The sequence below is a fragment of the Bradyrhizobium sp. 1200_D9_N1_1 genome, from assembly GCF_052075915.1.
In the GTDB taxonomy this organism is placed as follows: domain Bacteria; phylum Pseudomonadota; class Alphaproteobacteria; order Rhizobiales; family Xanthobacteraceae; genus Bradyrhizobium; species Bradyrhizobium diazoefficiens.
In genome coordinates this window covers 1,746,291-1,759,289 of sequence record NZ_CP197226.1, presented here as the reverse complement: position 1 = coordinate 1,759,289, position 12,999 = coordinate 1,746,291, and the positions used below count along the sequence as shown (strand labels likewise).

Annotated in this window: 14 protein-coding genes and 1 riboswitch; of the genes, 10 read left to right on the top strand and 4 right to left on the bottom strand. The window is 65.1% G+C overall.

The features are described from left to right. Positions 1 to 3 precede the first annotated feature (3 nt). The 3 genes from pth to AB5K84_RS08480 all read right to left on the bottom strand — a co-directional run bounded on the left by pth (position 4) and on the right by AB5K84_RS08480 (position 1,895). Positions 4 to 609: an aminoacyl-tRNA hydrolase gene (gene pth / locus AB5K84_RS08490; RefSeq protein ID WP_011090174.1), complete on the bottom strand. Its 606-nt coding sequence runs from the start codon at positions 607 to 609 to the stop codon at positions 4 to 6. 62 nt (positions 610 to 671) lie between these two features. Next, positions 672 to 1,388, bottom strand: coding sequence for a 50S ribosomal protein L25/general stress protein Ctc (locus AB5K84_RS08485; protein WP_011090175.1), 717 nt, complete (start codon positions 1,386 to 1,388; stop codon positions 672 to 674). 255 nt (positions 1,389 to 1,643) lie between these two features. After that, the gene (locus AB5K84_RS08480) at positions 1,644 to 1,895 is read right to left on the bottom strand and encodes an accessory factor UbiK family protein (RefSeq protein WP_011090176.1); all 252 of its coding nucleotides are present in this window, start codon (positions 1,893 to 1,895) and stop codon (positions 1,644 to 1,646) included. A gap of 166 nt (positions 1,896 to 2,061) precedes the next feature. On the opposite strand from AB5K84_RS08480, the gene AB5K84_RS08475 reads away from it, so the two are divergent. The 8 genes from AB5K84_RS08475 (at position 2,062) to AB5K84_RS08440 (ending at position 9,997) form a co-directional block, all read left to right on the top strand. Further along, entirely contained in the window at positions 2,062 to 2,793 is a 732-nt protein-coding gene (locus tag AB5K84_RS08475) for a dienelactone hydrolase family protein (RefSeq protein ID WP_011090177.1), read from the top strand. A gap of 211 nt (positions 2,794 to 3,004) precedes the next feature. Further along, on the top strand, positions 3,005 to 3,850 hold the full coding sequence (gene lgt / locus AB5K84_RS08470; RefSeq protein WP_038967285.1) for a prolipoprotein diacylglyceryl transferase: 846 nt from the start codon (positions 3,005 to 3,007) through the stop codon (positions 3,848 to 3,850). Between the two features lie 20 nt (positions 3,851 to 3,870). Next, on the top strand, positions 3,871 to 4,986 hold the full coding sequence (locus AB5K84_RS08465; RefSeq protein WP_011090179.1) for a class I SAM-dependent methyltransferase: 1,116 nt from the start codon (positions 3,871 to 3,873) through the stop codon (positions 4,984 to 4,986). Beyond that, positions 4,986 to 5,753, top strand: coding sequence for a peptidoglycan editing factor PgeF (gene pgeF / locus AB5K84_RS08460; RefSeq protein ID WP_011090180.1), 768 nt, complete (start codon positions 4,986 to 4,988; stop codon positions 5,751 to 5,753). Before AB5K84_RS08465 ends, pgeF begins: the two co-directional genes overlap by 1 nt. Positions 5,754 to 5,938: 185 nt before the next feature. Then, a complete protein-coding gene (locus AB5K84_RS08455; protein WP_011090181.1) occupies positions 5,939 to 6,565 on the top strand; it encodes a hypothetical protein in 627 nt (208 codons plus the stop codon). A 194-nt stretch (positions 6,566 to 6,759) separates the two neighbouring features. After that, complete coding sequence (locus AB5K84_RS08450; protein WP_028174674.1) at positions 6,760 to 7,713, top strand: ribose-phosphate pyrophosphokinase; 954 nt, start codon at positions 6,760 to 6,762, stop codon at positions 7,711 to 7,713. 224 nt (positions 7,714 to 7,937) lie between these two features. Continuing rightward, positions 7,938 to 8,966, top strand: coding sequence for a putative zinc-binding metallopeptidase (locus AB5K84_RS08445; RefSeq protein ID WP_011090184.1), 1,029 nt, complete (start codon positions 7,938 to 7,940; stop codon positions 8,964 to 8,966). After that, positions 8,963 to 9,997: a D-alanine--D-alanine ligase family protein gene (locus tag AB5K84_RS08440; RefSeq protein WP_028174672.1), complete on the top strand. Its 1,035-nt coding sequence runs from the start codon at positions 8,963 to 8,965 to the stop codon at positions 9,995 to 9,997. Before AB5K84_RS08445 ends, AB5K84_RS08440 begins: the two co-directional genes overlap by 4 nt. A gap of 91 nt (positions 9,998 to 10,088) precedes the next feature. Here the strand turns inward: AB5K84_RS08440 and AB5K84_RS08435 are convergent, their stop codons facing one another. Then, a complete protein-coding gene (locus tag AB5K84_RS08435) occupies positions 10,089 to 10,679 on the bottom strand; it encodes a 6,7-dimethyl-8-ribityllumazine synthase (protein WP_011090186.1) in 591 nt (196 codons plus the stop codon). A gap of 76 nt (positions 10,680 to 10,755) precedes the next feature. Beyond that, a riboswitch (FMN riboswitch) is annotated at positions 10,756 to 10,930 on the bottom strand. Between the two features lie 465 nt (positions 10,931 to 11,395). On the opposite strand from AB5K84_RS08435, the gene AB5K84_RS08430 reads away from it, so the two are divergent. Continuing rightward, on the top strand, positions 11,396 to 11,896 hold the full coding sequence (locus AB5K84_RS08430) for a YbjN domain-containing protein (RefSeq protein ID WP_028174670.1): 501 nt from the start codon (positions 11,396 to 11,398) through the stop codon (positions 11,894 to 11,896). Between the two features lie 151 nt (positions 11,897 to 12,047). Next, entirely contained in the window at positions 12,048 to 12,920 is an 873-nt protein-coding gene (gene proC / locus AB5K84_RS08425) for a pyrroline-5-carboxylate reductase (RefSeq protein ID WP_441232784.1), read from the top strand. Positions 12,921 to 12,999 lie beyond the last annotated feature (79 nt).

The window sequence follows — 12,999 nt, the reverse complement described above, 5'->3', positions numbered from 1 at the left end:
GCGTTATTCCTTGCCGTTGTCGTCCTTGGTCAAAAACCCCTTCGCCTGCATGGCAAGATGCACCCTGTTGGCGAAGGTCGCGTCCGTGCCCTTGGCGATCAGCGCGGCGTGCTCGGCGACCGCGTCGCAGAGTGTCGCCACCCAGTCGTTGTCGGCCTTGGCGAAGTCCGACAGCACGTGGCCGTGCACCAGTTCCTTGACGCCGGGATGACCGATGCCGAGCCTGACACGACGGTAGTCGTTGCCGATATGCGCCGAGATCGAGCGCAGACCGTTGTGGCCGGCGATGCCGCCGCCGACCTTCACCCGCACCTTGCCCGGCGGCAGCTCGAGCTCGTCATGGAACACGGTGACGTCGCCAGGGGCGATCTTGAAGAAGCCTGCCGCCTCCTGAACGCTCCGGCCGGAATCGTTCATGTAGGTCGTCGGCTTGAGCAGGATCACGCGCTCGGTGCCGAGCGCGCCTTCCGAGGTCTCGCCCTGAAACCTGCGGCGCCATGGCGAGAAACCATGACGCCGCGCGATCTCGTCGACGGCCATGAAGCCGATATTGTGCCGGTTACGTGCGTATTTCGCGCCGGGATTGCCGAGCCCAACAAAGAGTCGCATGACGCGGCGCGCCCCTCGCTCGGCGCGCGGTCACAGGACCGCGCGCCAGCTCTTTGAGAGAATTACTTCTTCTTGTCGCCGCCGGCGGGAGCCTTGGCAGCCGCTGCCGGAGCAGCAGCAGCCGGAGCAGCCGCACCAGCCGCAGGAGCTGCTGCAGCCGGAGCCGCGCCACCAGCAGCTGCCGCAGCAGCAGCCTTCTGCTCTTCGGCGTAGCCGGACGGCGGCACGATGGTGACGAGGGTCGCGTCCTCGCGGGTCAGCGCCTTCACGCCGGCCGGCAGCTTGACGTCCGACAGATGCAGCGAGTGACCGATTTCGAGCGAGCCGACGTCGGCCTCGATGTACTGCGGGATGCTCTCGACGCCGCATTCGAGCTCGATCGCGTGGGCAACGATGTTGACGGTGCCGCCGCGCTTCACGCCCGGGGAGGCTTCCGACTTCACCACGTGCAAGGGAACGCTGATGCGGATGGTGGCGCCTTCGCCGAGCCGCATGAAGTCGACATGGATCGGGAAGTCCTTGACCGGATCGAGGTGATAGTCGCGCGGAATCACGCGGTGCTTCTTGCCCTCGAGGTCGATGTCGACCAGCGTGGTCAGGAACCGGCCGGCCAGGATGCGCTGGCGCAGTTCGCGATCTTCAATCGAGATCGTGACGGGGGGCTGGTTGTTGCCATAGATCACTCCGGGCACTCTGCCGGCGCGACGCTCAGCCCGGGCGGCCCCCTTGCCGCTCTTCGGACGTGCGGTCGCCTTCAATTCCTTGACGGTCGTCGCCATGTCGTTAAGTCCTTGTTTTTGCAAAAGTTAATGGGCCGCAGCGCGGCCCATGGCATCGTCCACAGCAAGCCTCCAGGGGTGCGGGGGCCGCGAACGTGGCGGGCTTTTACCCGGAAGATGCGGAAATGACAAGAAGAATGGGCTGGCGGGCCGCGCCGGACTAGCCGTCATTCCGGGGCGGTCGCGACAGCGACCGAACCCGGAATCTCGAGGTTCCGGGTTCGATGCTGCGCATCGCCCCGGAACGACAAATACCTATCCCCCCAGCTTCGCCTCCAGCGCCGTGATGCGCGCCTTCAGGGCTTCGTTCTCCTCGCGCGCCAGGCGGGCCATGTCCTTGACCGCCTCGAACTCCTCGCGCTTGACGAGGTCCATGTCGCGCAGGAATTTCTCGGCCTGGGTCCGCATCACCGTGTCGAACTCGCGCTTGACGCCCTGAGCCGCACCGGCGGCGTCGTTCATCAGGCGGCCGATCTCGTCGAAAAACCGGTTGTTGGTCTGGGTCATGTCGGTCTCCTGGCGGCTCCGATAAACTTTGCGCGAACTCTCGGAAAGACAATGGCAATCCGATCGGGCCGGATCAAGGGCCGATCGGCCGTATCCTTGTCATGCCCCGGTTTCCTTGCAATCGTATTCAACGTCCCGGCATAAGAAGAATCACAAGGCGCACGAGATGATCGACCAGCAGATCGCGATTCCCACCAAGGACGGCCACACCGCAACCTTCATCAGCCATCCCGAGCGTGGCGGGCCGTTTCCGGTCATCCTGTTCTACATGGATGCGCCGGCGATCCGCGAAGAGCTGCGCGACATGGCGCGCCGGCTCGCGACATCAGGCTATTACGTGATGCTGCCGAACCTCTATTACCGCTCCGGCGTGATGGAGCTGGGCGCGCTGCCGGCCGACCCGAACGCACCGGAGCGCAAGCGCATGTTCGCGCTGATGAGCTCGCTCACCATTCCCATGATCATGGACGACACACGCGCGCTGCTCACTTACGCCGAGGGCCAGGCCGCCGCGAACACGAAGATTGTCGGCACCGTCGGCTACTGCATGAGCGGCCGCTACGCGGTCAACGCCGCCACGCATTTCCCCGATCGCGTCAAGGCCGCCGCCTCGATCTACGGGGTGCAGCTCGCAACCGACCAGGACGACAGTCCGCATCTGGCCCCAGCCAAGACCAGGGCCGAGCTCTACTTCGCCTGCGCCGAGACCGATGTCTACGCGCCGCCGGAGATTATCGAAAAGGTCAAAGAGGGCATGAAAGGTGCCAAGGCCGAGGTCGAGATCTATCCCGGCACGCATCACGGCTTCGCCTTCCCCAAGCGCCCGGTCTATGACCGCGACGCCGCCGAGCGGCACTGGGAGCGTCTGCTGGCGCTCTATCGCCGCAATCTCGTGTGAGCAGCAGTATGATCGGCCTGTCCGCGAACTCGGTGCACCTCTCCCGCTTGCGGGGGAGGTCGGCGCGAAGCGCCGGGTGGGGGTTCTCTCCACACGGAGATTATCTTGATTGCGGAGACACCCCCTCCCCAACCCTCCCCCGCAAGCGGGAGAGGGGGCGCAGCTCCGTCGGGGCCGCAGCTTGCCCATCAAACTCTAGAAACAAGGCGTGATGCCCTTTCTTCTCATCGACTTTCCCGCCTTCAAGCCGATCGCGATCGAGATCGGTCCGTTTGCGATCCGCTGGTACGCGCTGGCCTATATCTGCGGCATCGTGTTCGGCTGGCTCTATGCGCGCTCGCTCCTGAAGAACGAGCGCTTGTGGGGCGGGCCGGCGCCGATCTCGCTGGTGCAGGTCGACGACTTCATCCTGTGGGTCACGCTCGGCATCATCCTCGGCGGCCGCACCGGCTATGTGCTGTTCTACAATCTGCCCTTCTTCATCGAGCACCCCGCCGCGATCTTCCGACTGTGGGAGGGCGGCATGTCGTTCCATGGCGGGTTCCTCGGCTGCGTCGTCGCGGTGATGTGGTTCGCCTACCGCAACGGGATCCCGATCCTGTCGCTCGGCGACATCACCACCGCGGTCGCGCCGGTCGGGCTGCTGCTCGGGCGCATCGCCAATTTCATCAACGGCGAATTGTGGGGCCGTGCCACCGATGCGAGCCTGCCCTGGGCGATGGTCTTCCCCAACGATCCCACCCAGCTGCCGCGGCATCCGAGCCAGCTCTATGAGGCCGGCATGGAGGGCATCCTGCTGTTCACGGTGCTTGCGATCATGATCCGCCTCGGCGCCCTGAAGCGGCCCGGAATGATCCTCGGCGCCTTCATCCTGATCTATGGTCTGACCCGGATCGCCGGCGAGCATTTCCGCGAGCCGGACGTCCAGCTCGGCTTCCTCTGGGGCGGATTAACCATGGGCATGCTGTTGTCGATCCCGATGCTTATTGTAGGTCTCATACTTATTGTATTGGCTATCAGGCGCGGTGCGCCGAGGCCGATCGAGGCCATTCGTTAATTCCTTTCGAGAAGAAGGCCGTGACCGAACAGCCGCTACTCAACGAGATCAAGGCGCTGATCAAATCCTCAGGCCCCATGCCGGTCTGGCGGTACATGGAACTGTGCCTGATGCATCCGCGCTATGGCTATTACGTCTCGCGCGATCCGCTCGGGCGTGAGGGCGACTTCACCACCGCGCCCGAGGTCAGCCAGATGTTCGGCGAGCTGCTGGGCCTGTGGACCGCCTCGGTGTGGAAGCAGATGGGCTCGCCGCAATCTTTGCGGCTGATCGAGCTCGGCCCCGGCCGCGGCACCATGATGGCGGATGCGCTGCGTGCGCTCCGCGTGCTGCCGCCGCTCTACCAGGCGCTTCAGATCCACCTGGTCGAGGTCAATCCCGTCCTGCGCGAACGGCAGAGTGCGACGCTGTCGGGCGCGCGCAACGTCGCCTGGCACGACAGCATCGACGACGTGCCCGAAGGCCCGAGCATCATCCTCGCCAACGAATATTTCGACGTGCTGCCGATCCACCAGATGGTGAAGCGCGAGAACGGCTGGCACGAGCGCGTGATCGAGATCGATCCCAACGGCAAGCTTCAGTTCGGCGCGGCCTCCGAGCCGACGCCGCGCTTCGACGTGCTGCTGCCGCCCCTGGTGCGCGCCGCGCCGGTCGGCGCCGTGTTCGAATGGCGTCCCGACGGCGAGGTCATGAAGCTCGCCACGCGCGTGCGCGATCAGGACGGCGCGGCGCTGATCATCGATTACGGCCATTTGCGCAGCGATGCCGGCGACACCTTCCAGGCGATCGCGCGCCACACCTTTACCGATCCCTTGAAGGCGCCGGGTCAGGCCGACGTCACCGCCCATGTCGATTTCCAGGCGCTGGCGCGTGCGGCCGAGGATGTCGGCGCCCGCGTGCACGGGCCGGTGACGCAGGGCGATTTCCTCAAGCGCGTCGGCATCGACACCCGCGCGGCCGCCTTGATGCAGAAGGCAACGCCCGAGGTCGCCACCGACATTTCGGTGGCGCTGAAGCGCCTGACCGACACCGGGCGCAGCGGCATGGGCTCGATGTTCAAGGTGCTCGGCATCTCCGAGCCGCGGCTAACTGGCCTCGCCGGCCTCAGCGATCTCGAACACGCCGGAGGGAACTGATGACCCTCGCTTCGTCACTGCTGTCGGCGGTGCCAGGGCTGCGCCATTCCTTCTTCACCCGTGAAGGCGGCGTCTCCGGCGGCATCTACTCGGCGCTGAACGGCGGCCTCGGCTCCAACGATGATCAGGCCCTCGTCGCCGAGAACCGCCGCCGCATGGCCGAGCATGTCGGCGTGGCGCCGGAACGTTTCCTCAGCCTGCACCAGATCCATTCGCCCGACGTGCTCATTGCCGAGACGCCGTGGCCGAGCGGGCCGCGGCCGAAGGGCGACGCGCTGGTCACCAGGACGCCCGGCATCGCGCTCGGCGTCTCCACCGCCGATTGCGGGCCGGTGCTGTTCGTCGATCCCAATGCGCGCGTGATCGGCGGTGCCCATGCCGGCTGGAAGGGCGCGCTGACCGGCGTGCTGGAGTCCACGATTCTAGCGATGGAAAAGCTCGGCGCCACGCGCGGCGGCATCATCGCCGCGATCGGCCCGCTGATCCGGCAGGAGAGCTACGAGGTCGGCAACGAGTTCGTGGCGCGCTTCATCGAGGCGGACGCGGACAACGCGATGTTCTTCATCCCGTCGGTGCGCGAGGGCCACGCGATGTTCGACCTCGCCGGCTTCATCCGGACGCGGCTGGAGGCCGCCGGCATCCTGATGATCGACGACCTCGGCCTCGACACCTATGCCGACGAGCGCTTCTTCAGCTATCGCCGCTCGGTGCATCGCAAGGAGCCGGATTACGGCCGCCACGTCCACGCGATCGCGCTCGAGGGGTGAACACACAGGCAACACGCCGTCATTCCGGGGCTCGCGAAGCGAGAACCCGGAATCATCGTGCAGCAATTTATGCGGAGAAATGGATTCCGGGTTCGCGCCAAGTGGGCGCGCCCCGGAATGACAGTGGGATGTGTCGCCCCTGCCCTAGACGTTAATGCGTTTTAACGATATCGCTGCCCTCCATAATGAGGGACGCGTCATTCATCCTGGGCCGCGCGGGTTCGCGCGTGCTGGCGGTCATGCTGCTGGCAGCGGCGACCGCGCTTGGCGGTTGCGCCGGCGGCGGCGGTGCCGCCAACTCCTATGCGATGGCGCCGAGCGCCGGCAGTGGAGCGACGGTGGCGTTCGAATCCATCGACGGGCCGCCGCCACAGGTGTTCGACCGCATGGTCGGCGTGCTCGACAGCGAATCCAAGCTGCGCAGCCTGTCCGTGGTCTCCCGCGAGGGGACGGCTGCCTATCGCGTGCGCAGCTACCTCTCCGCCCAGATCGTGCGCGGCAGGACCGTGATCGCCTGGGTCTGGGACGTCTACGACGCCAACCAGCAGCGGGCGCTGCGCCTCTCCGGCGAGGAACCCACCTCGGCCAAGGGTGGCCGCGATGCGACGCGCGATCCGTGGAGCGCCGCCGACGACCTGGTGCTGCGGAAGATCGCCCAGGCCGGATTCAGCGGACTTTCCAACATGATCAACGGCACGCCGGAGGCGCCGAGCGCTGCTCCGGGCCTGCGGGGACCTGCGGTGGCAAGCGTCACCCCGGAGGCTCCGGCACCGGAGATGCCGGCCTCGGCGCTCGGCTACGCCGAGCGATAACCCCCGCTAAACCACGGCCTCAAGTTGCGGCCAAACCGTTGGCCCGACTCAGGATTTTCAAAGGGAAAACGTAGCATCCCGGGTTGCCATTGCAGCCCCCGGCCTGATATTTCCTCGCCCGTCGTAACCGTGCTTCGAGTGGGTATTCCCAGATGTTGAACGTCCTATCCAGCAAAGCGCGGGAGGAAGCGTCCATGTCGGCCAAGAACGGCTCCATCAAGCTTGTCGCCGGCAACTCCAATCCGGCTCTCGCCCAGGCCATCGCGCAAGGCCTCCACCTGCCGCTGACCAAGGCGGTGGTCCGGCGCTTCGCCGACATGGAGATCTTCGTCGAGATCCAGGAGAACGTCCGCGGCTCGGATGCCTTCATCATCCAGTCGACCTCGTTCCCGGCGAACGACCACCTGATGGAGCTCCTGATCATCACCGACGCGCTGCGCCGCTCCTCGGCGCGCCGCATCACCGCGGTGCTGCCCTATTTCGGCTACGCCCGGCAGGACCGCAAATCGGGCTCGCGCACGCCGATCTCGGCCAAGCTCGTCGCCAACCTGATCACGCAGGCCGGCGTCGACCGCGTCATGACGCTCGACCTGCATGCCGGCCAGATCCAGGGCTTCTTCGACATCCCGACCGACAATCTCTACGCGGCACCGCTGATGGTGCGCGACATCAAGGACAAGTTCGACCTGTCCAAGACGATGGTGATCTCGCCCGACGTCGGCGGCGTGGCCCGCGCGCGCGGCCTCGCCAAGCGCATCAACACCCCGCTCGCCATCGTCGACAAGCGCCGCGAGCGGCCGGGTGAATCCGAGGTCATGAACGTAATCGGCGACGTCGCCGGCTACACCTGTATCCTGGTCGACGACATCGTGGACTCCGGCGGCACGCTGGTGAACGCGGCCGACGCGCTGATCGCCAAGGGCGCCAAGGACGTCTACGCCTACATCACGCACGGCGTGCTCTCCGGCGGCGCGGCCGCCCGTATCACGAACTCCAAGCTGAAGGAGCTCGTGATCACCGACTCGATCCTGCCGACGGACGCGGTGAGCAAGGCGCCGAACATCCGCACGCTCCCGATCGCCAGCCTGATCTCGGACGCGATCGCGCGCACCGCCGCGGAAGAGTCGGTGTCGAGCCTATTCGATTAATTCATCTACGCCGTCACGATCGCAAGGTGGGCAAAGGCGCGGCGCGCCGTGCCCACCTTTTTTGTTGCCATGCCTTTTATTGCCATGACGGTCATGGGCACGCTTCGCCCCACCCTGCCAGCTCGTGCTCCGACTGCACCGCAGCACAAGCCCCACGGGTTGTTGCCAATCGCGGCCCATGACATCATCCGGACGCCGAGTCATCTCTGCCCTCTGGATGCCTGATGCCACGCCGGAAATTTGCCTGGGAGAAGCTGTCGGACGACGAATTGCTCGCGCAACGTCTCTCTAGCCTGAGGGTTACGGTCGAAGGCACCTGGCTCGAGGATTGCGTCGCCACCCTCCACGAGGAGCTCGAAGAGCGGGGCATCCGGCTGCGACCGCATACATGGATCTCGAGCGAATGGTTCAGTCCGGGCGATGTACCCGGCATCGCCATCCCATTCTATCTCGCCCATCCCCGCCTGATGAAGCTCGAGAAGAAGATGATGTTCGACGTCGAGGGCGGAACCTGGCGCGAGTGTATGGCCATACTCCGTCACGAGGCGGGCCATGCCATCCAGCACGGCTATCAGCTGCAGCGCCGCCGGCGCTGGCAGCAGCTGTTCGGTCCGTCGTCGAAGCACTATCCGCGCTACTACCGGCCCAATCCGGCGAGCCGGCGCTATGTCCAGCATCTCCGGCTCTGGTACGCGCAGAGCCATCCTGACGAGGATTTCGCCGAAACTTTTGCGGTGTGGCTGCGGCCGCGTTCGAACTGGCGAACACGATATGCCGGCTGGCCCGCACTGAAGAAGCTCGAATATGTCGACGAGCTGATGGGCGAGATTGCGGGAAAGCGGCCGCTGATCACGACACGAGAGCGTGTCGACCCGTTGAGCAAGCTCGGCCAGACGCTCGAAGACCACTACAAGAAGAAGCAGGCGTTCTACGCCTTCACGCCGCCGAAGACCTACGACCGCGACCTCTCGAGGCTATTTTCCGCCGATCCACGGCATCACCGCTCAAAACCGGCTTCGAGCCTGATCAGACGGCACCGCGCCCAGATCAGGCAATTGGTCGCGCGATGGACGGGCGAGAACCAGCTCACGCTCGATGCCGTGCTTGACGACATGATCTCCCGCTGCCGCGAGCTCGATCTGCGCGCGGTCGGCCCCGAACAGAAGCTCGTTCTCGATTTCACCGTCCTCGTGACCGCCAAGACGATGCACGCGCTGTTTGGCCCGTCTCGGCGCAAATGGATCGCGCTATGAGACGCTTGCGTATTCTGGTCCTGATGCATCCGGATTTCATGCCTCCGGATTCAAGCGACGGATACACCGCGCAGGAAATCAACGCGTGGAAAACGGAATACGACGTGGTGAGCACCTTGCGCGCGGCCGGCCACGAGGTTCGCGCCCTCGGCGCGCAGGACGAAATCAAGCCGGTGCGCGAGGCGATCGAGGAGTTCAAGCCGCACGTGGTTTTCACGTTGCTGGAGGAATTCCACAACAACGTCGCCTACGACCAGCACATCGCCAGCTATCTCGAGCTGATGAAAGTCCCTTATACCGGGTGCAATCCGCGCGGCCTGATCCTGGCGCGCGGCAAGGATTTGTCCAAGACGCTGGTGCATCACCGCCGGATCGCGGCGCCGGCCTTCGCCGTCTTCCCGATGCGCCGCAAGGTGAAACGCCCGACGCGCCTTGCGCTGCCGCTGATCGTCAAGAGCCTGAACATGGACGGGTCCTTCGGCATCTCGCAGGCATCGATCGTCGATACCGACGAGAAGCTCGCGGAACGGGTCGCCTTCATCCACGAGCGGGTCGAATCCGCCGCGATCGCCGAGCAGTTCATCGAGGGGCGCGAGCTTTACGTCGGCGTGCTCGGCAACAACCGGCTGCGCGTCCTGCCGATCTGGGAACTGAAATTCGGCAGCATGGGCGGGCGCAGGTCACGGCACATCGCCACGGAGAAAGCCAAGCACGACACCGACTATCAGGAGAAGGTCGGCATCGTCGACGGGCCGGCGAAGGACCTCGCGCCCGAAGTCACCGCGCGCATCCAGCGCGCCGCGAAACGCATCTACCGAGCGCTTGGCCTCGACGGCTACGCGCGTATCGATTTTCGTCTCGCCGCCGACGGCACGCCGTATTTCATCGAGGCCAATCCCAACCCCGAGATCGCCAAGAGCCAGGAGTTCGCCACGGCGGCTCAACATGCCGGGCTCAAATATCCGGATCTCCTGCAGCGCATCCTGGCTCTCGGAATAAGCCGGGCCAAGGCGGGGGTGTCGCTGGGGTGATGCAAGATGGCAGCGATCATAGAGTAACCCCTCATCCTTCGAGACGCGCTACGCGCTCCCAGGGATGAGGGGTGATGGTTGTTGCGTTGGGTTAGGCAATTCCCGCCGCGACCTGGCCGCGCAAACGCTCCAGGCCTAGCAGCGTGTTGGCGCAGGCTTCCGCGACCTCGACGCCCTTGATCGCAAAATGCCTGCGGAAGAAATCGTAGTGCACTTCGGTCTCGTGGAATTGCTGCGGCGTCAGCACCGCCGAGAACACCGGCACCTCGGTGCGCAGCTGCACGTCCATCAGCGCCTTGATCACGGTGTCGGCGACGAACTCGTGGCGATAGATGCCACCGTCGACGACGAGGCCGGCCGCGACGATCGCGGTGTAGCGCCGCGTCTTGGCGAGGATCTGCGCGTGCAGCGGGATCTCGAACGAGCCCGGCACCTCGAATACGTCGACATGGGTGAGGTGGCGCGCCTCGGCCTCCTTCATGAAGGCGATGCGGGCCTCCTCGACCACGTCGCGGTGCCAGCAGGCCTGCACGAAGGCCACCCGCTGCGGCTTTGCAAAACGCGGATGCTCGATTGCCGGCGGGTCCACGGGAACCGGCGGCTGGGTCGTCTCGGCAGTTTCGGCTTTGGAAGTTTGGACTTGGGAAGTTTGGACTTGGGGATCTTGCAACATCTGATTCATGGCTTTCCTCAGTTAAGGACCAGAATCAGGGCACACGGAACGACAAACAGCCGCACCTTGCGATGCGTCTGCCACCGACCGTTCTCTTTCATCCGGACTTTAACCGTCGGCTTCGGAGTTGCACCGAATCTGCTGACCCTTCCCTCCGAGGGGTCCCCGAGGGAATCCCTATCAAGGAGAAGGCGCTCGCGGGCTTAGGCCTTTCGGCCCTTACCGCCGGTGGGGACTTTCACCCCGCCCTGAGAACTTATCCACCCGATATGGGTGGACTATTCCGAATTATGACGAACAGGGAGGCGGCCAGCAAGAACCTTCCTTATGGGTACTACGCATGTGCCTATGACGTCAGGGCGAAACTCTGCGAAAATCCTGCGGGGCAGAAGGTCGAACAGGGCGGGACCGATCCGGACCCGCAAGGAGGGCACCGGCACATGGAACGCAGCAGGCGCCGGCCGATCCGATTCCGGTTTGTTCTCCTCCGTTAAGAATTGTGGCGGAGATGAGCTGTGGACGAACGAGTCCTGACTTGTGGACGGACTCGGCAGCCAGTTGCGCAGATTCCGCAAATCACATCAGTTGATCCGCGACAAGCCCGCGCTGATCCCGGGATCGCGAGAGCGACGCCAAGGGGATCGCCTTAGCAATATTAAGGGAGCGCGCGCCGGACCAACCGCGTGCGTATCAAAGACAACAAGAAGGCAAGAGGTCGAGACGGCATGTCCCTGCTCGAAGGCGCTATCGATTCCAGAAATCACCCGCTCGCGGTGGTCGAGGATATCGCTGCCAGCAACAACTGGCCGTTCGAACGCTCCGGCGAAGACGAACTCACGATTGTCTCGAAGGGACAATGGACCGACTACCAGCTCTCCTTCACCTGGATGGGCGGGATCGAGGCGCTGCATCTGGCCTGCGCGTTCGACATGAAGATTCCGGTCGCACGGCGGAGCGAAGTGCAGCGGCTCGTCGCCGCCGTCAACGAGCAGTTGTGGGTCGGCCATTTCGACCTGTGGACCAACACCGGCATGGTCATGCACCGCCAGGCCCTGGTGCTGCCGGGCGGACTCACCGCCTCGACCGCGCAATGCGAAGCCATGCTCGCCGGCGCCATCCACGCCTGCGAGCGCTACTTCCCGGCGTTCCAGTTCGTGGTGTGGGCGGGCAAGACCACGACGGAAGCGATGGACGCGGCGATGTTCGACACGGTGGGAGAGGCGTAGGGCCTCTCGTGACGTAACGCCGCTCCCTCCCCACGTCATCCCGGACAAGCGCGCCCAAAGCGCGCGCAGATCCGGGATCCATACCGCGTGATTTCGTTTGTGGCACGCGGCTTGTTGCCAACAGCTGCATCCACTAGAAACATTCGTGGTTATGGGTCCCGGCCTTCGCCGGGACGACACCGAATTTGTGGTGACCACAGTGGCGAACAGCACTCTTCAAAACATCACCGGCACCATCCTTCTCGCCGGCGCCGGCAAGATGGGCGGCGCGATGCTGACCGGATGGCTGGCGGGCGGACTCGATCCGCGCCGTGTCGCGGTGGTCGACCCGCACATCGCGCCTGAGATCAGCGCGCTTGCCGCCAAGGGCGTGGCGCTCAATCCCGATGCGAAGGCGGCAGGTCAGGTCGAGACGATGGTCGTCGCGGTGAAGCCGCAGATGTTCCGCGAGGCCGGCGCGAAGCTGAAGCCCTTCGTCTCGGAGAAGACCTCCGTGGTCTCGATCATGGCGGGAACCGCGATCGCCTCGCTTCAGGAGGTCTGCGGCGGCGCTGTCGTGCGCGCGATGCCGAACACGCCGGCCGCGATCGGCCGCGGCATCACGGTGGCGGTTGCGGCGAAGAACGTCAGCACCGCGCAACGCGCGGTGGCCGACGCGCTGCTGCGCGCCACCGGCTCGGTCGAATGGGTCGAGGATGAGAGCCTGATGGATGCGGTGACCGCGGTGTCCGGCTCGGGACCGGCCTATGTGTTCCTGCTCGCCGAGGAACTTGCGCGCGCCGGTGTCGAAGCGGGATTGCCCGAGGCGCTGGCGACGAAGCTCGCGCGCGAAACGGTGGCAGGCTCGGGCGAGCTGCTGCATCAATCCGAGCTGCCCTCCGGCACGCTGCGCCAGAACGTCACCTCGCCCGGCGGCACCACGGCCGCAGCGCTCGGCGTGCTGATGGGCGAGCCCGGCCTGCGCGACCTGATGATCCGTGCAATCGCAGCGGCGACGCAGCGGTCGAAGGAATTGGCGAAGTAGCAAGATGCCGTAGGGTGGGCAAAGCGAAGCGTGCCCACCACATCTGTCTTGCACGCTGAGCAATGGTGGGCACGGCGCT